We start from the raw sequence: 17,230 nt of genomic DNA, 5'->3' as shown, positions 1-17,230 counted from the left end.
GGTGTCCGCCGGCTCAGTGGGTGCCGGTCTCGTGCGCGGCATGCGCGGCCGGCTCCAGCTGGAAGGTGGAGTGCTCCAGGTCGAAGTGTCCGACCAGGCATGCCTGGACCTGATCGAGCAACCGCGGTGCCTCGCCGCTCAGGAAGCAGCCGTCCTCCACCGTGAGGTGCGCGGACAGCGCGGGCAGGTCGGAGGTGAGGGTCCAGATGTGCAGGTCGTGCACCTCGATGACCGCGTCGAGGGCGAGCAGATGGGCGCGTACGTCGTCGATGTCGACGTGGTCGGGAGCCGCCTCCAACAGGATCTTCCCCGAGTCGCGGAGCAGCCGGACCGCGGCGTACGCCATCAGCGCGACGACGACCAGCGAGGCGACCGCGTCGGCCTTGGCCCAGCCGGTGGCCAGGATGACGACCGCGGCGACGAGCGTGCCGGCGAAGCCGTAGAGGTCGGAGAGGACGTGTTGGTAGGCCCCCTCCATGTTGAGGCTGGAGCGGTTCGCCCGGGCGAGCAGCCAGCTGGCGAGCAGGTTGATCGCGCAACCGAGGATGGCGACCGCCAGCATCGGCCCGGCATCGACCTCGGGGCTGCCGGCGAGCCGGCGGACGGCCTCGACCGCCACGATCCCGCCGACCACGAGCAGGGTGATGCCGTTGACGGCGGCGGAGAGGATCTCGGCGCGCTTCCAGCCGAAGGTCCATCGACCGTACGCCGGCCGGGCGGCGAGACTGATCGCCCAGAGGGCGCCGAGGAGCGCACCGACGTCGGCGAGCATGTGCCCCGCGTCGGCGAGGAGTGCGAGCGAGCCGGACAGCAGGGCCACCACCACCTCGACCACCATGAAGCCGCCGAGCAGTCCGATCGCCCAGGCCAACAGACGCCGGTCGGCGTCGGGTGACACGCCGTGATCATGGCCGTGATCATGCGCGTGATCACCGGAGCGGCCGCCCGGGTGAGCGGTGTGCGCGGAGGCCGTCCCCTCTCTCGGATCGGCCCCGGCACACAGTCCCGGGCCGAGCGCACGATTGGTCATGACTCGATGGTAGTCAGTGCGGCTGGTCGACTCACCGGCCGACCGTTGCCGATTCGCCCACGCCACCCGACGCTGCTAACGTTCTCCACGCACTCGCGCGGGTGGCGGAATAGGCAGACGCGCTAGCTTGAGGTGCTAGTCCTCGTATAGAGGGTGGGGGTTCAAGTCCCCCCTCGCGCACGCGAGTCGCCCCGAGTCTCTGCAGGTCGGAGGCTCGGGGCTTTCCGTTTCGGCCGTCCCGGTCCTCATCGGCGGCCTGGCCGGCTTCTATCCCGCCGTTCGCGCCGACCGACTGTCCCCGGCGGAGGCCCTGGCGACCAACTGAGCGCGCGGCGTGCCCGTCGGGAGTGGGTGCGGACCCTAGGATCCCCCTATGGCCGTTCGGAGAGTGACCCTCGGTGACGTCGCTCGCGAGGCCGGGGTCTCGCTGGGCACCGCCTCCGAGGCGCTCTCCGGCAGCGGCCGGATGACGGAGACCACCCGCACCCTGGTGCGCGAGGCGGCGCAGCGGCTGGGCTACCGCGCCAACGCGCTGGCCCGCGGACTGCGCACCGGACGCACCCGTGCGATCGGCCTTCACGTGCTGAACGCGGCCGACAACTTCGACAACGAGTATTTCCGGGAGTTCGTCGCCGGCGTCGCCGATGTCGCCGTCGAGCACGACTACGACCTCAACCTGCTCTCCAGCAATCCGGACCGCAGACGCGTCGTGAGCCCCCAGGTCGACGGCATCATCCTTCCCGATCCGCTCGCCACCGACGTGCGGGCGATCGAGCTGCTCGACTCGGGGATCCCGTTGGTCGCCGGCGAACGGCTCCCGCCGGGGATGCCTGCCTCGCCGGTCATCGGCATCGATCACGAGACCGCGCTGGCGCGGCTCCTCGACCACGCCTACGCGGCCGGGGCCCGTCGTCCCGTCCTGCTCGCCGCCGACGAGCAGTCCGGTTGGGGCGTCGTGCTCCGCGACGTCTTCGCGCGCTGGTGCGCCGAGCACGACGTCGACGGGATCCACACCCCGTCGCCCTTCGAGAACGGTCGGTTCCTCGTGGTCGGTGAGGAGATGGTCGGCTCGCTGCTGACGCGCCACGTCGACGTGGATCTCCTCATCGTGCCCGGCGAGCATGCCGCGCGTGCCGCGCTCCGCCTGATCGCCGAGGCCGGCCGTCGGGTCGGGCGCGACATCATGCTCGCCGCCTGCGCGGACGCGCACCTGCATGAGGTGCTCGACCCTCCCGTCACCGCGCTCAACCTCACACCCCGTCTGCTGGGTGCGACCTGCGCCGAGGCGCTGATCAGGCATCTCGACCACGGCACGGTGATCGAGGAGGTCACCCTGCTGCCCGCCGAGCTCGTGACGCGCGCCTCCACGGCACCCCTCGCCGCCGACTGCCGGCTGTAGCCGCGCGGCCGAGCCCACGACCGACCCACCCGGCCTGTTCGCGGTGCCGCGTGGTCGTGATACGTCGTGGTTACCGCACGGGGCGTTCCCGTCATAAAACGCAATCTGCCGAAACCTTTCACCGAAACACCCGGCCCAGACGATCGAAGACGTGACAGCCTCTCAGTCCGTCAGCCAGGAAGAGACTCCGGTCTCGGCCGGTGCGCCGGCCGCCGCCTCGGAGCGCAGCCTCCCGATGGCCTCGGGCGGCTCCTTCGGACGGTTGCTGCGGTTCGCCCTGGCCAACGTCCGACGTCGCCCGGAGCGGTTCGTTCTCGCCGTACTCGGCATCGCGCTGGCGATCGCCGCGGTGACCGTGGTCCGCACCATCGCGGCCAGCTCGGCCATCACCGGCGCCGACTCGGTGACCAACGCGATCGGCACTCACACCATCTGGGTGGTCCCCGCCGCGGGCGTGACCTACGACAGCACCGCGGACGCGCTGGTGGCCGACGGTGCGCCCAGCGACATCTCACTGCCGAAGGGCTGGACCGGAAGCGAGATGATCGCCGGGCTGTGGCGCAGTCCGCACGGCCGGGTGGCGGTCTACGGCGTCAGCGGAACGTCGGCGGGCACGGCGACCGCCAGCAGCGAGCTCGCCCGGCGCCTGGGCGTCTCCGACGGCGGCACGCTCAGCCTGGGCGGCCACACGCTGCGGGTCACGGTCACCGGCGACAACCCGGCGCTGATCGTCGCTCCCGGCGTGGCCGAGGCAGTGGTCGGCGACGTCGGCTGGTGGATCGCCGACGAGCCGTCGGCCGACCAGGGCCGCACCGACCTCGGCACGCTGTTCGGCGACGCGGTCGACCTGCCGTCGACGCAGGATCCGGCGCAGGCGCCGGATCCTGCGGGCAAGGGGCTGGTCTACGACACGACCACCGGCAGCGGGGCGACCAGCTTCGCCCAGCGGTACGCCAGCGCCTTCTCCGGCCAGGTGACCAACTCCACCCTCGGCCTCATCTCGGTCATCGGCCTGATTCTCGGCTTCATCATCGCCATCTCCTCCTTCCTCGCCTCGGTCCAAGAACGCAGGCGAGAGTTCGGGATCATGTCGAGCATCGGCCTGGCCGATGAGGTCCTCTACTTCTTCCTCGTCGAATCCGGCGTCGTCTTCCTGGCCTCCTGGCTCCTCGGCGTGCTCGGGGCCGGCGTGGCGGTCTGGGCCGTGCTGCCGGACCTGGCCACCCCGGTCGCCTGGGCCCAGGCCTCGGCCACGGTCGCGGCGTTCCTGCCGGCGATGGCCATCGTCGGGGCCATCGTGCCCGTCCACCGACTCCTGCAGCAACGCCCCGTCGCGCTGCTGACCGATTGAGAGGACCGGATCATGCCGGAGAGGACCGCATCATGCTGAGGTACGGCCTCGCCTACGGGCTGCTCTCCTCGAAGCGGCGTGCGCGGGAGATGCTGCTGCCCGCCGTCACCATCGCCACCGGCGCCTTCCTGGTGGTCATCGTCTTCGCGATGTCGGCGGGCATCAAGAGGCAGGCCGCCAGCCTCGGGCACACCGACGAGATCGGCCATGCCATCGTGCTCATCTCCGTCACGGTCCTGCTCGTCGGCGTGGTCGAGGCGGCCGTGGCCACCACCCGGACGATCGCTCACCGCACCTGCGAGCTCGGGGTGCTCGGCGCCACCGGGGTCCGCTCGGGGCCCGTCCTGATCGCCCTGTTGGTCGAGCCGGTGATGGCCGCCTTCTTCGGTGCGCTCGGCGGTGCGGTCGCCGCCGCGGTCGTCGGCTCCCTGCTCGGCGTGACCGGGCTGGCGAAGTCGGGCGTCTCGGCGGGCGGTACGGCGACGGGGATCGTCGTCTCGGTCGCGGTCTCGGTGGTCGCCGCCGTCGTGACCAGCCTCGTCCCGACCTGGCGCGCGGTGAACCGTCCGCCGATCACCTCGCTCAGCGCCGGCTGAGCCCGACCGACCCAACCGACCGACCCAACCAGCCGACCCAACCAGCCGACCCAGAATCGGGAGCCAGCGATGACCATCACCTCCTCCGCCGCCGAGAGCACCCTCGCGCCCGGCGCAGCAGTCGTCCGGGTCACCGACGCCTGGAAGCTGCACAAGCTGGGCGACGAGGTGGTCAAGGCGCTCGTCAACGTCAGCCTCGAGGTCCATCCCGGCGAGTTCGTCTGCCTGATGGGCCCCTCCGGGTCGGGCAAGTCGACGCTGCTCAACATCATCGGCGGCCTCGACCGGCCCACCAAGGGCACCGTCGAGATCACCGGCCAGGACACCTCGAAGATCACCGAGAGCCAGTTCGCGGCCCTGCGTCACGACACCATCGGGTTCATCTTCCAGAGCTACAACCTGATCCCGTTCCTCTCCGCGGTGGAGAACGTCGAGCTGCCGCTGATGTTCGAGCCCTACGACCGCAAGGCGCTGCGCAAGCGCGCGATCGAGCTGCTCCATCTCGTGGGTCTGGGGCACCGACTCGACCATCAGCCGACCAAGATGTCGGGTGGCGAGCAGCAGCGCACGGCCATCGCCCGCTCGCTGATCTCCAACCCGACGCTCATCCTCGCCGATGAGCCCACCGCCAACCTCGACCATCGCACCGGCGAGGTCGTCGTCCAGACCCTGCGAGACCTGTGCTCCAAGCTCGGCGTCACCGTCGTCGCCAGCACGCACGATCCGACGGTGGCCGAGCAGGCCAGCCGGGTGATCCGCATGCAGGACGGTCACGTCCAGTCCGAGTGACCGCCGGCGGCGAGTCCCGCCTCACCCCGAACACCCCCGAGGAGCAGCAAGCATGGCCCACGACACGGCGTCCCCGCGCGACGCCCTTCTCACCACGGAGCTGGTTCCCGAGCAGATCCTGCCCAAGGTGCTCACCACCTTCGGCCTCACGGCGACCTATGTCTTCATCATCTGCTGGATCACCGGCTCCTCGGTCATGGCGACCGGCGGCTGGCAGGCGATCCCGTTCTGGATCCTCGGGGTGATCTTCTTCCTGGTGCCCGCGGGCCTCGCGGTCAGCGAGCTGGGCAACCTGTGGCCCGGGCAAGGTGGCGTCTACATCTGGGCCTACCGCACCATGAACGAGAACCTGGCCTTCGTCGGCGGGTTCCTCTCCTGGGTGCCGGTCATCCTCAACGGCGCCTCCGGACCCGCCACGGTGCTGCAGCTGCTGTTGATCGCCTTCCACGGCAGCATCGGGACGACGCTCTCGGTGATCCTGCAGCTGGTCATCTTGTGGGCGATCGTCGGCATGGCGCTGGCCAAGCTGGCCGCCAGCCAGAAGGTGATGAACGGGGTCTTCATCATCTACTGGGTGCTCACCGCGGTCGTCTTCCTCGGGGGTGTGGTGTACGCCATCCGCCACGGCGGCCCGGCGACGCCGTTCCATGGCAGCGACCTGTTCAAGCCCGACTTCAACACCAGCGGCTTCCTCTTCGGCACCGTACTGCTCTACCTGGTCGGCGTGGAGACGCCGTTCAACATGGGCGCGGAGTTCCTCTCGGTGAGGAAGAGCGCCACCCGGATGATCTTCTGGGGCTCGATCGGGCTGATGGTGATCTATCTGCTCACCACGATCGGCACGATGCTCGTGCTCCCCACCGCGAAGATCAACTCCGTCACTGGCGTGATCGACAACCTCGGCACCTCGTTCCCACCGGGAGTCATGGAGGCCGGCGCGATCGTGCTCGCGGTGATCGTGTTCGTCGCCCTGGCGACCTACGCCATCGCCTACTCCCGGCTGATCTTCGTCTCCGGCCTGGAGCGGCACCTGCCCCGGATCTTCACCCACCTCAACCCGCGTACTCGCAACCCGGTCACCGCGGTCCTGGTGCAGGCCTCGATCTCGTCGGTGCTGATCATCGGGCTGTTCAGCCAGGGGAGTCTGGCGAACGTGACCATCTACCTCACCGGCGGACTGAGCGTGATCTGGCTCTTCTCCGGGCTGTTCTTCTTCATCCCGCCGCTGATCGCGCGCAAGAAGTACGCCGACCGGTACGAGAACGAGGACTTCTGGCGCATCCCGGGCGGCCTGCCCGGCGTGTGGATCACGTGCCTGGTCGGCATCGCGGGCACGCTGGGCGGCATCTACTACTCGTTCGCCGCTCCGTGGATCGACGTGTCGAAGAGCACCTGGATGACCTGGCTCGGCGCGATCATCGCGGTCACCGTGGTGATCATGGGCCTCGTCTTCGTCTTCGGGCGCCGCTCGGCGGCGAAGCTGACCCAGGGCGACGCGCTGGCCCACCTGGCCAAGTTCGACCCCACCGGCGAGGAGACGCCGGACGCGGTCTGATCGATCAGCTCGGTCCGGGTCGGCGTGGACGCCGCGCCGACCCGGACCCACCCCGGTCGTGCCGAATCGTTTCCGCTCGACTTTTCCGCCCCGCCAGACCCGAGGAGAAGACCATGGCATTGGACATCGCGATGAACGAGCAGGTGGCGCCCGCCGCCACCTCGCACCCCCTCGACCCGCTCAGCGGTGCCGAGATCGAGAAGGCCGCCGGGATCATCACGGCGAGCGAGCGCGCCACCGACACGCTGCGGTTCGTGATGATCTCGCTGGAGGAGCCGCCCAAGCCGGCCACGCTGGAGTTCGACCCGCTGGAGGTGCCGGCTCGGAAGGCCTTCGCCGTCACCTACGACGCCGCGCAGAAGCTGGTCACCGAGGTGGTCGTCGACCTCGACGCGGAGACGGTGGAGTCGTGGACCCCGGTGCCGGGACGCTTCCCGTGCTACCTCTCCGACGCGATGCTCGGCGTCGAGCAGCAGGTCAAGCTGGACCCACGCTGGCAGGAGGCCATGCGCAAGCGCGGGGTGGAGGACTTCGACCTGGTCATGGTCGACCCGTGGCCGGCAGGCTACTTCGGTCCGCAGGACAGCTACGAGACCAGCCCGACCATCTGCCGGCCGCTCTCCTTCGTCCGCGCGGCACCGGGCGAGCACGGCTACGCCCGCCCGGTCGAGGGTGTCATCGTCACCTACGACATGGACGCCGGACGTGTCCTCGACGTGACCGACCACGGCGTCGTACCGCTGCCGCCGAAGGCGGGCAACTACTCGGAGAAGTACGAGATGTTCAGCCCGGAGAACCGCCCGGCCTTCACCGGCTTCCGCGACGACCTCAAGGAGATCGTCATCACCCAGCCCAACGGCCCGAGCTTCACCGTCGACGGGTACGGCGTGACCTGGCAGAAGTGGGCCTTCCGGGTCGGCTTCAACCCTCGCGAGGGGCTGGTGCTGCACACTCTCACCTACCAGGACAGGGGTGTCGAGCGGCCGATCATGTACCGCGCCGCGCTCTCGGAGATGGTGGTCCCCTACGGCGACGCCGCGCCGACCCACTGGAACAAGAACGTCTTCGACATGGGCGAGGTCGGCATGGGCATGAGCGCCAACCCGCTCACGCTGGGCTGCGACTGTCTCGGCGAGATCTTCTACTTCGACGGCGTCGTCAACGACAGCCTCGGCCATGCGGTGGTGATCCCGCACGCGGTCTGCATGCACGAGGAGGACTACGGGATCGCCTGGAAGCACACCGACTTCCGCACCGAGGAGGTCGAGGTGCGCCGCTCGCGACGCCTGGTGGTCTCGATGATCTGCACCGTCGGCAACTACGAGTACGGCTTCTTCTGGTACCTCTACACCGACGGCTCGATCGAATACCAGGTCAAGCTCACCGGGGTGCTCACCACCGGCGCCTTCACCGGTGAGACGCCGAAGTATGGCGTGGCCGTCGCCCCGGGCATCTACGGCCCGCACCACCAGCACTTCTTCAACGTGCGGATGGACATGGCGATCGACGGGCCGAACAACTCCGTCTACGAGATCGACTCGGTCGTCGAGGAGGAGGAGCTGAACCCGCACCACAACGCCTGGTACACCACGGCGACGCTGGTCAAGTCGGAGAGGGAGGGTGCCCGGGACTGGAACTGGGAGACGAATCGGTATTGGAAGATCACCTCGGACAGGCTCAACGAGCTGGGCGAGAGGACGGCGTACAAGCTCGAGCCGCACGACGTGGTCAAGCCGTTCGTTCAGCAGGGCTCCTACATCTACGACCGGGCCCGGTTCGTGCAGAAGCCGGTCTGGGTCACCAGATACGACCCGAAGGAGAGGTACGCGGCCGGGGACTACATGGCGCAGTCGGCGCAGATGCAGGGGCTGCCGGTCTATCTCGAGGACGACGCCGGCCTGGAGAACACCGATGTCGTGCTCTGGTACACCGTCGGCACGCACCACATCGTCCGCCCCGAGGACTGGCCGGTGATGCCCTGCGCCTACATCGGTTTCCAGCTCAAGCCGGTGGGCTTCTTCGACGGCAACCCCGCCCTCGACCTGCCGCCGAGCGCGCCCGACGGCGGTCACTGCACCCACCACGAGGGCTGACGGTGCGATGAGTGAGCTCCTGGCCTGGGCGTCGGCCGTGGTGATGCTCGCCGTGGCGGGCCACTGCATGCTGCGGACCGTGCGACTGCTGCGCTCGCCCGGGACCGCCCACCGGATCTCCCGCGAGCTTCTGGCCGAGGGTGCCCACGTGGTCATGGCCGTGGCCATGGCGGCGATGCTCGCCGGCTGGGTCGCGGATCGGTGGGCGTGGGCGGTCACGGTCGCCTTCGTGGCCCTGGCGGTGTGGCTCGCCGTCGAGATCGTCGTACGCCGGGAGCCCGACGGCGGGTGGCTGTGCCTGAGCAGTCTGGCAATGGCCGCCATGGTGTGGGCGACGACCCTGCCGCGCTCGTCGACGCCGGCCATGTCGTCGATGTCGTCGATGTCGTCGATGAGCGGGATGGCCGGGATGGACATGGGCGCGGGAGGCGCCGGCCTGCGCGGCGTCGCACTCTGGCTCGGCCTCCTGCTCAGCGCGGGTCTGGGGCTGTGGGCCCTGCGCCGTCGGCGACCCCGGGACGCCGTCATGGGCGGGGCGATGGCACTGATGCTGGGCTCCATGCTCTGAACCCCCGCAGATCGATGACCCTCACGGAGATGTCCTTGCCGACTAGCACACCCGAGACCAGGATCGACTTCCTCTACCTGTCCGAGGAGGACATGGTCGCCGCCGGCGTCACCGACGTGGCCGCCTGCGTCGACGCCATGGAGGAGACCTTCGCGCTGCTGCACGCGGGTGACTACCGGATGGGCGGACCCAACGCCAACTCCCACGGCGTCGCCCTGAGCTTCCCCGACGAGTCGGCGTTCCCGATGCCGGCGAACACCCCGGACCGCCGGTTCATGGCGATGCCGGCCTACCTCGGCGGAGCCTTCGGGACGACCGGGGTGAAGTGGTACGGCTCCAATCCGGAGAACCGGACCAGGGGTCTGCCGCGCTCGATCCTGATGTTCATGCTCAACAGCACCGAGACCGGGCAGCCGCTGGCGCTGATGTCGGCCAACCTGCTCTCGGCCTACCGCACCGGCGCCGTGCCCGGCCTCGGCGCCCGCTTCCTGGCCCGTCCCGACGCCCGCACCGTCGGCATCGTCGGCCCGGGCGTGATGGCGCGCACCTCGCTGGCCGCCTTCGTCGCGGAGTGTCCCAAGGTCGACACCGTCAAGATCAAGGGACGCGGGCGGGCGAGCATGGAGTCCTTCGCCGCCTGGGTGGCCGAGGACCTTCCGCAGGTCACCACCGTCGTCGAGGTCGACAGCATCGAGGAGGCGGTGCGCGAGAGCGACATCGTCACCTTCTGCACCAGCAACGTGCGGGGTGACCCGGCGCGGTACCCGACCGTGGTACGGGACTGGGTCAAGCCGGGCGCCTTCCTGAGCATGCCCGGGGTGTGCAACATCGACGCCGGGATGCAGCGGCCCGAGGTCCGCAAGGTCGTCGACAACGCCAAGATGTACCAGGCGTGGGCCGACGACGTCGGCTACCCGGTCCACCGCAAGGTCACCCTCCTCGGCAGCAAGTTCATGGACATGATCCACGACGGCCTGATGGCGCCCGCGGACCTGATCGATCTGGGCGCGGTGGTCGCCAGCGCGGCGGTCGGCCGACGTGACGACGACGAGATCGTGATCCTCTCCGTCGGCGGGATGCCGGTCGAGGACGTCGCCTGGGGCACCACGGTCTACCGCCATGCGTTGGAACGGGGCATCGGCACCTCGCTCCCGCTGTGGGAGGGGCCGGCGCTGGTATGAGCGGCAGCATCGAACACACCGAGGTCGCCGTCGTCGGGCTCGGCTCGATCGGCTCGATGGCGCTGTGGCAGCTGGCCAGGCGAGGCGTCGCGGTGCTCGGTCTCGAGCAGTTCGGTCGCGTGCACAGCGAGGGGGCCTACGCCGGCGAGTCGCGGCTCTTCCGCGTGGCGGCGAAGGAGGGGGAGCTCTTCACCCCTGCGCTGATGCGTGCGCGCGAGCTGTGGCGAGAGCTCGGCGCCGCCTACGGCCAGCCTCCGCTGCTCGAGGTCGGGGCGCTCAGCGTGGGTCCGCGGAGACACCCGGCGATGGAGTCGACGCTGGCCTCGATCGGGTGCTACGACCTGCCGCACGAGGTCCTCGACCCCGCCGAGATGCGAGCGCGCTACCCCCAGTTCCACGTCGAGGAGAACGACGTCGGTGTCCTCGACCGCCTCGGTGGGGCGCTGCGTCCGGAGCTGGCCGTCGTCGCCGGCACCGAGCTCGCCCAGCGTCACGGAGCCTCGGTGAGCTACCACACGACGGTCACCGCCATCGAGCCGATCTCCCACGGGGTGCGGTTGGTGACCTCGCGGGGCGAGGTGCTGGCCGACAGGGTCGTGGTCAGTGCCGGGCCGTGGACCACGCGGCTGCTGCCCGGGTTGGCCGACCTGGTCAAGGTGGCGACGTACACGCTGCTCTGGTTCATCCCGCGTCACATCGAGATGTTCGCCCCCGCGCGGTTCCCCGGCTTCATGCGCGACCTGAACGAGACGCACGCCTTCGGCATCCCGACCCTCGACGGGTACAGCGTCAAGGCCACCCCCAGCATCGCGCACCCGGTGGTGGACGACTGGGCCGACCGGACCAGGACCCTCACCCGCGAGCAGCTGCGCTGGGCGGGGGAGGCGATCCAGGCGATGCTGCCCGACCTCATCCCGGAGGCCTCGCGGTGGTCGGTGCACGGCGAGTCTCTGGCCGCCAACAAGATGCCGATCATCGACACCCTTGCCGACGGGGCGATCGTGGTGGCCACCGCCCTGAGCGGCAACGGCTTCAAGTTCTCCCCGGTCTGGGGCGAGACGCTCGCCGACCTGGCCACGAAGGGCGAGAGCGTGTTCGGCCACCGGGCGTTCACCGTCGCCGGACACCGTGAGGCCTGGGACGATGCCGCGCGCTCGTGACTACCTCGACCTCCCGGGTGAGCCCGGCGAGCACGACGCGATCACCGACGTCACCGGCGTCGAGGTCGGCTACGTCACCCTGATCGAGGATCGCGACGGCGGGCCGCGGGGGCCGGTGTCGGTGCGCACCGGGGTGACGGCCATCCTGCCGCGGGGACGGTCCGGTGTCGCGGCCCCGGTGGCGGCGGCGTTCCACTCTCTCAACGGCAACGGTGAGATGACCGGGACGATCTGGCTGGAGGAGTCCGGGAGCCTGGGCACGCCGGTGCTGATCACCAACACGCATTCGGTGGGAGCGGTGCACGAGGGTGCCATCCGGTGGCTGATCGACCATGCTCCCGAGGCGGCGCGGCAGTGGCTGATGCCGGTCGTGGCGGAGACCTGGGACGGCGTACTCAATGACATCAACGGCCTGCACGTGCGCCCCGAACATGCCGTCGCGGCGCTCGACTCGGCGCGGGGCGGCGCCCTCGCCGAGGGATCGGTCGGGGGCGGCACCGGGATGGTCTGCTACGGCTTCAAGGGCGGCTCCGGAACGGCTTCCCGCACGGTGCGCATCGGTGGCGAGCGGTACGTCGTGGGCGTCTTCGTCCAGGCCAACTTCGGTCAGATGGGGGAGCTGACCATCCGAGGCGTCCCGGTCGGGCACGAGCCAGCCGTCAGCGCGACCGGTCCCGGCGGCGTGCCGGCCGGCGCCGGCAGCGTCATCGTCGTGGTCGCGACCGATGCGCCGCTGCTGCCGGCCCAGTGCAAGGCCCTGGCCAGACGATCCTCGCTGGGCCTGGCCCGGACCGGAACGACCGGATCGCACTTCTCCGGTGACATCTTCCTGGCCTTTTCCACCGCGAACCGCGGCGCGCTGCGTGACGACTTCCCCGATCCGGATGCGGCGCCGGTGCTCGACACCCTCCACGCCTTGCCGTGGGGCCGGATCGACCCGCTTCACACCGCCGTCGTGGAGTCGGTGGAGGAGGCCGTGCTGAACGTCCTCGTGGCCGGCACGACCATGGTGGGCCAGGGTGGCCGCGTCGTGGCCGCGCTGCCCGTCGACCGGTTGGTTGCGGGTCGGGTACGACGAGATCCGTGATCTCCTGGTGGGCTGGAGGTGTCGCGGCCGGACCTCTTGCCGGGATGCGACTACTGCGGGGGGCCATCCGAGGGCGTGACTCGTGCCGGACAGGGACGGGAGGCGGCACGGGCCGGGAACCGCAGGTCGGCGAATGGGTCTGCGCGCGATGGGTACCGCCCATCGATGAACACCATGGCGATAGCAGCGATCGTGGTCATGGTGGCGCTGGCCGCGTTGTTGGCCGGTGCCGCCTTCTGGGACCGTCGGCGCGCCAAGCGCATCGAGCACGACCTGGCGAGCAAGCCGTCGGCACCGCGACGGGATTGCGGACAGGCCGGGTCATGAGTCGGCGACGATCGGGTACGGCGAGGACATGAGCATCCCAGCACCGTCAGCACCGCACATCGCGTACACCACCCCGGGGATGGAGGAGAGCGACGCCCGCCAGGTGATCTCGCTGCTACAGCGCAGACTGAACGCCTGCAACGGGCTCCAACTCACCCTCAAGCACGTCCATTGGAACGTGGTGGGCCCGCAGTTCATCGCGGTCCACGAGATGATCGACCCCCAGGTCGAGGACGTCCGGGCGATGGCCGACGAGCTCGCCGAGCGGATCGCGACCCTGGGTGGCTCTCCCCAGGGCACCCCCGGTGCGCTGGGCCGCAGTGTCGACCACGACTACGACGTCGGCCGTGACTCGACCCAGCGCCATCTCGCCGCGCTCGATCTGTTCTATCGCGGCATCATCGAACGGAACCGGACCGCCATCGAGGAGCTGGACGCCCTCGATCCGGTGACCCAGGACATCCTCATCGACCACACCAAGAAGCTCGAGCTGTTCCACTGGTTCGTCCGGGCGCACCTCGAGGACGCCGGCGGACACCTCGCCACCGACCAGGACTGATCGGCGCGAGCAGGCAGGACAGGACCGGCGGGACCGGCTGGACAGGAGGAATGACGATGACGGTCTGCGAGACGTGCGGAGCCGAGGGCTACCGCTCCTTCACGCTGACCACCGACGACGGTCAGCACCACGTCTTCGACTCGCTGGAGTGCGCGGCGCAGGTGCTGGCTCCGGCCTGCCCGAACTGCGGCGTGCGGATCCTCGGGCACGGGGTGGGCGACGAGACCCATGTCTTCTGCTGCGCCGCCTGCGCGCGTGCCATGGGTGTGACCGGCGTCGTGGATCACGTGACGAGCGGCTCCTGACCGAGCGGTCAGGCCCGGGACCCGGAGCGAGCGAACTCGTCGAGTATCGCCCGGTTGAAGGCCGGCAAGTCCTCCGGGCTGCGGCTGGTGACCAGCGTCCAGTGGTTGGCCGCGCACACCACGACCTCGGCGTCCGTCCAGGTCCCGCCGGCGTTGCGGATGTCGGTCTGCAGGCTGGGCCAGCTGGTCAGGGTCTTGCCGCGAAGCACGTCCGCCTCGACCAGCGACCAGGGTCCGTGACAGATCGCGGCGATCGGCCGGCCCGAGGTGACGAACTTGCGGATCAGCGAGCTCGTCGCCGGATGGGTCCGCAGCTTGTCCGGGTTCGTGGTCCCGCCGGGCAGGATGAGGCCGTCGTAGTCGGCCGGGTCGCAGCTGTCCAGGTCCTCCTCGGCGGTGAACGAGTCGGCGGCCTCGACGTCGTGGCGGTAGGCCTGGATGCCACGACCTCCCGGGGTCACCAGCACCGCTCGCGCACCGGCGTCCTCGACCGCCTCCCGCGGGCCGGTGAGCTCGACCTCCTCGACGCCGTCGGTCGCCAGGATCGCGATGGTCGTGTTGTGCAGCTCTCCACTGGTCCGGGTCATGACCGGGTGGTACCCGGCCGGCGCGGCGGTAGCCTCCCGCGTCGCAGGTCGTCGTAGGTCGTCGTAGGTCGTCACACGTCGTCGGGGTGGACCTCACCACGCGCGACCCGGACGCAGGCCGCCGCGAGCCGGGGAAGGTCGTCGCCGCTCACCAGTGCGGCCAGTCGCCGGGGAGTGCGCGGCAGGCCGAGCCGGTGGGCACCCTCGGCCACCAGGTCGTCGACGTACGGCGCGAGGGCGGGCCACACCGCCTGTGCCTCGCGGCAGAAGATCGCCGCGCCGACCGGGCCGATCCCGGTGAAGCGCCGCAGCGCTCGCTCGGCCTCGCCGGCATCGTGATGCGGCAGTCGACGCAGGTCGCCCCGATAGTCGTCGAGCACCCTGCTCGCCACCTCGCCGAGTTGAGTGGCGGTGCGCTCGTCGTACCGCCGATAGTGGCCACGACCCAGGGCGTCGACGCGGTCCTGCCAGGAGGCCTCGTGCATGCGACGCGGCGTCCGGTAGCCGGCGGAGAAGAGCTCTCGTGCGCCGGCCACCGCCACGTCGGCGCCGATCCGGGCCGACAGCAACAGGCTGAGCACCAGGAGTTGCCACAGCGGCGCGGGTTTGTCGGCGAGTCGGATCCCGGCGGCCTCGGCGTAGGTGGTGCCGTGGCGGGCGAGCAGGCTCGCGACGACGTCTGCCTGGCGTGTCTGGTTCGAACGGCTCATGCGGGTGCGGTACCCGATCGTGCGTCGTCGGTGCTCAGCGCTCGCGCCCAGTCGAGCCCGATCAGGTCGGCGGGGAGGTCGTCGACGCGCAGGGCACCGGCCTCCTCGAGCTCGGCGCGGCCGAACCCACCCGAGCGCAGCGCGAGGCATCCGATGCCGGCCCGGGAGGCCGATTCGACGTCGTAGACGGTGTCCCCGACGAAGAGCGCACGCTCGACGTCGCCGAGGCGCCCCAGTGTCTGCTGGATCAGGTCGGGCGCGGGCTTGGAACTGTCCACGTCGTCGGAGGTGAGCAGGGCGGTGACGTCGCGGGCGATGCCGAGCAGGTCCACCGCCTCGCGGGCGAACTGCGGGTCGCCGGAGGAGGCGAGGGCGACCGTCAGGCCGTCAGCGGCGAGCCGGTGCACCAGGTCGGCGGCGCCCGGCAGAGGTCGGACCTCGGCGTGGAGGTCCAGGTACTCGGTGCGCCAGGTGGCGCGCAGGTCGTCGCCGTGGTCCCGTTCGGCCCGTTCGCCGGCGACCTCGCCCACCAGACGGTCGCCGCCCATGCCGATCGCACGGTGGAGTCGCCACAGTGGCGGCACATCCATGCCCTGCCTGCCGGGGGCGACCTGCGCGACCCGGGCGACCTGGGTGAACGCACGATGCCAGGCGACGGCATGGTGGTAGGTCGAGTCGACGAGGGTGCCGTCGATGTCGAACAGGATCGCGGCGTTCATCGCAGGCCCGGCGGCGCGGCCGCGTGCAGTCGTTCCCGGTCGCGCGGGTCGGACCGCTCGGTCATCAACGCGTAGCCGAACCTCGTCATGCTCGCCTCTCGTCTCGGGCCGTGCGGGGTGGACCGACCCCTGCGGTACCCGGGAACGGCGGAGGTATTCGCCGGGTATTCGCCGGGTATTCGCCGGGTATTCGCCGGGTATTCGCCGGGTATTCGCCGGGTATTCGCCGGGTATCCGCCGGGTATCCGCCGGGTATCCGCCGGGTATCCGCCGGGTATCCGCCGGGTATCCGCCGGGTCCCCGGTCGGTCCGGACATCCGGACCTATTCGTCGGCCGGCTGGGTACCCGGCCGGTAGGCGGAGGTGCGGCGAGCGCGCGCTCCGAGGTCGCCGACGCCGGGTGAGAGCAGAAGAGACACGGAGAGCGGGAGAGAAGGGACGACCGATGACCGAGGAGAAGAGAGCGAGCACCGCCGCGAGGATCCTCTACCGGCCCTGGGGCCTGGCCGCGAGCCTGCTGGGCGGCCTCATCGCCGGCCAGATCTTCCAGCAGGTGTGGAGGCGCATCGATTCGCAGGACGCCGAGGATCCGCCGAAGGCGCTGCAGTCCGAGTACCGGTTGCCCAAGGTGCTGCTCGCCGCGCTCCTCCAGGGAGCGATCTTCTCGGTGGTCCGGGCTCTCATTGATCGAGGCGGCGCCCGGGCCTTCGAGCGCTGGACCGGGGAATGGCCGGGTGACTGAGCCCGCCGGCACGCCCGCCCTGCCCGGCGGAGGCATCGCCACCCCGTGCCCGGGGTACCTGCGAGTCGATACCCACGACTCACCAGTGAGGCGCCCCATGTGCACGATCCTGTACGAAGCCGAGCAGCGCAGGTTGCGCCTCACCGGTCGTTGTCTCCCCGACGACGGCCCGCGGGTGGCCGACGCGATCGCGGTCTGGACCGTGCAGCGGCGCGGTCTGATCGTCGACCTCACCGCGCTGGAGTCCCTCACCGCCGAGGTGGCCGCCGAGCTGCTGACGGCCGCTCGGGACCGATCCCGTCGCGTCTCGATCGTCCGGCGGTCGGGGAGCGACGTGGATCGCGCGCTGCTTCTCGCGGCCGGGACCGGTGGGTCGGCCGACGGATGGCTTCCGCTCCGGTGATCCACGAGATCGGAGCCCGACCGCCCACCTCGACAGCCCCGACCGATGGCCGGGTCGAGCGGAGCTCGA

Annotated in this window: 19 protein-coding genes and 1 tRNA gene; 16 read left to right on the top strand and 4 right to left on the bottom strand. The window is 70.3% G+C overall.

The annotated features are described in order from the left end of the window. Positions 1–13: 13 nt before the first annotated feature. Positions 14–838, bottom strand: coding sequence for a cation diffusion facilitator family transporter (locus QM638_RS04410; protein WP_415140759.1), 825 nt, complete (start codon positions 836–838; stop codon positions 14–16). 287 nt (positions 839–1,125) lie between these two features. On the opposite strand from QM638_RS04410, the gene QM638_RS04405 reads away from it, so the two are divergent. The 14 genes from QM638_RS04405 to QM638_RS04340 all read left to right on the top strand — a co-directional run bounded on the left by QM638_RS04405 (position 1,126) and on the right by QM638_RS04340 (position 14,000). Next, a tRNA-Leu gene (locus QM638_RS04405) sits at positions 1,126–1,210 on the top strand. A gap of 193 nt (positions 1,211–1,403) precedes the next feature. After that, positions 1,404–2,429, top strand: a complete 1,026-nt coding sequence (locus QM638_RS04400; protein ID WP_415140723.1) for a LacI family DNA-binding transcriptional regulator — start codon at positions 1,404–1,406, stop codon at positions 2,427–2,429. Positions 2,430–2,580: 151 nt separating this feature from the next. Continuing rightward, positions 2,581–3,780, top strand: a complete 1,200-nt coding sequence (locus QM638_RS04395) for an ABC transporter permease (protein WP_415140722.1) — start codon at positions 2,581–2,583, stop codon at positions 3,778–3,780. Between the two features lie 32 nt (positions 3,781–3,812). Then, the gene (locus QM638_RS04390; RefSeq protein ID WP_415140721.1) at positions 3,813–4,376 is read left to right on the top strand and encodes an FtsX-like permease family protein; all 564 of its coding nucleotides are present in this window, start codon (positions 3,813–3,815) and stop codon (positions 4,374–4,376) included. 69 nt (positions 4,377–4,445) lie between these two features. Then, on the top strand, positions 4,446–5,165 hold the full coding sequence (locus QM638_RS04385) for an ABC transporter ATP-binding protein (protein ID WP_415140720.1): 720 nt from the start codon (positions 4,446–4,448) through the stop codon (positions 5,163–5,165). Positions 5,166–5,217: 52 nt separating this feature from the next. Next, the gene (locus QM638_RS04380; RefSeq protein WP_415140719.1) at positions 5,218–6,720 is read left to right on the top strand and encodes an APC family permease; all 1,503 of its coding nucleotides are present in this window, start codon (positions 5,218–5,220) and stop codon (positions 6,718–6,720) included. 113 nt (positions 6,721–6,833) lie between these two features. Continuing rightward, positions 6,834–8,813, top strand: coding sequence for a primary-amine oxidase (locus QM638_RS04375; RefSeq protein ID WP_415140718.1), 1,980 nt, complete (start codon positions 6,834–6,836; stop codon positions 8,811–8,813). Between the two features lie 7 nt (positions 8,814–8,820). After that, positions 8,821–9,381, top strand: a complete 561-nt coding sequence (locus QM638_RS04370) for a DUF5134 domain-containing protein (RefSeq protein WP_415140717.1) — start codon at positions 8,821–8,823, stop codon at positions 9,379–9,381. 29 nt (positions 9,382–9,410) lie between these two features. Continuing rightward, positions 9,411–10,562: a tyramine oxidase subunit B gene (locus QM638_RS04365; RefSeq protein WP_415140716.1), complete on the top strand. Its 1,152-nt coding sequence runs from the start codon at positions 9,411–9,413 to the stop codon at positions 10,560–10,562. Further along, positions 10,559–11,722: an N-methyl-L-tryptophan oxidase gene (gene solA / locus QM638_RS04360; RefSeq protein ID WP_415140715.1), complete on the top strand. Its 1,164-nt coding sequence runs from the start codon at positions 10,559–10,561 to the stop codon at positions 11,720–11,722. The genes QM638_RS04365 and solA overlap by 4 nt, the downstream gene beginning before the upstream one ends. Further along, positions 11,706–12,809, top strand: coding sequence for a P1 family peptidase (locus tag QM638_RS04355; RefSeq protein ID WP_415140714.1), 1,104 nt, complete (start codon positions 11,706–11,708; stop codon positions 12,807–12,809). Before solA ends, QM638_RS04355 begins: the two co-directional genes overlap by 17 nt. 165 nt (positions 12,810–12,974) lie before the next feature. Further along, complete coding sequence (locus tag QM638_RS04350) at positions 12,975–13,136, top strand: hypothetical protein (protein WP_415140713.1); 162 nt, start codon at positions 12,975–12,977, stop codon at positions 13,134–13,136. Positions 13,137–13,164: 28 nt separating this feature from the next. Continuing rightward, positions 13,165–13,695 carry a Dps family protein gene (locus QM638_RS04345; protein ID WP_415140712.1) on the top strand — a complete coding sequence of 177 codons (531 nt, stop codon included), beginning with the start codon at positions 13,165–13,167 and terminating at the stop codon, positions 13,693–13,695. Between the two features lie 56 nt (positions 13,696–13,751). Beyond that, the gene (locus QM638_RS04340; RefSeq protein ID WP_415140711.1) at positions 13,752–14,000 is read left to right on the top strand and encodes a hypothetical protein; all 249 of its coding nucleotides are present in this window, start codon (positions 13,752–13,754) and stop codon (positions 13,998–14,000) included. Between the two features lie 8 nt (positions 14,001–14,008). Here QM638_RS04340 and QM638_RS04335 read toward each other — a convergent pair whose 3' ends face one another. From QM638_RS04335 to QM638_RS04325, 3 genes are all read right to left on the bottom strand, one after another. Next, entirely contained in the window at positions 14,009–14,587 is a 579-nt protein-coding gene (locus tag QM638_RS04335) for a type 1 glutamine amidotransferase domain-containing protein (protein WP_415140710.1), read from the bottom strand. A gap of 71 nt (positions 14,588–14,658) precedes the next feature. Then, entirely contained in the window at positions 14,659–15,297 is a 639-nt protein-coding gene (locus QM638_RS04330; protein WP_415140709.1) for an endonuclease, read from the bottom strand. Continuing rightward, positions 15,294–16,016 carry an HAD family hydrolase gene (locus tag QM638_RS04325; protein WP_415140708.1) on the bottom strand — a complete coding sequence of 241 codons (723 nt, stop codon included), beginning with the start codon at positions 16,014–16,016 and terminating at the stop codon, positions 15,294–15,296. The genes QM638_RS04330 and QM638_RS04325 overlap by 4 nt, the downstream gene beginning before the upstream one ends. 445 nt (positions 16,017–16,461) lie before the next feature. Here QM638_RS04325 and QM638_RS04320 point away from each other — a divergent pair, with 445 nt between their 5' ends. Further along, on the top strand, positions 16,462–16,758 hold the full coding sequence (locus QM638_RS04320) for a DUF4235 domain-containing protein (RefSeq protein WP_415140707.1): 297 nt from the start codon (positions 16,462–16,464) through the stop codon (positions 16,756–16,758). A 97-nt stretch (positions 16,759–16,855) separates the two neighbouring features. Continuing rightward, positions 16,856–17,161, top strand: a complete 306-nt coding sequence (locus QM638_RS04315; protein ID WP_415140706.1) for a hypothetical protein — start codon at positions 16,856–16,858, stop codon at positions 17,159–17,161. The last annotated feature ends 69 nt before the right edge of the window (positions 17,162–17,230 follow it).

Source organism: Nocardioides sp. (genome assembly GCF_047606145.1).
Taxonomy (GTDB): Bacteria; Actinomycetota; Actinomycetes; order Propionibacteriales; family Nocardioidaceae; genus Nocardioides.
This window is presented reverse-complemented; position numbering and strand designations above follow the sequence as displayed.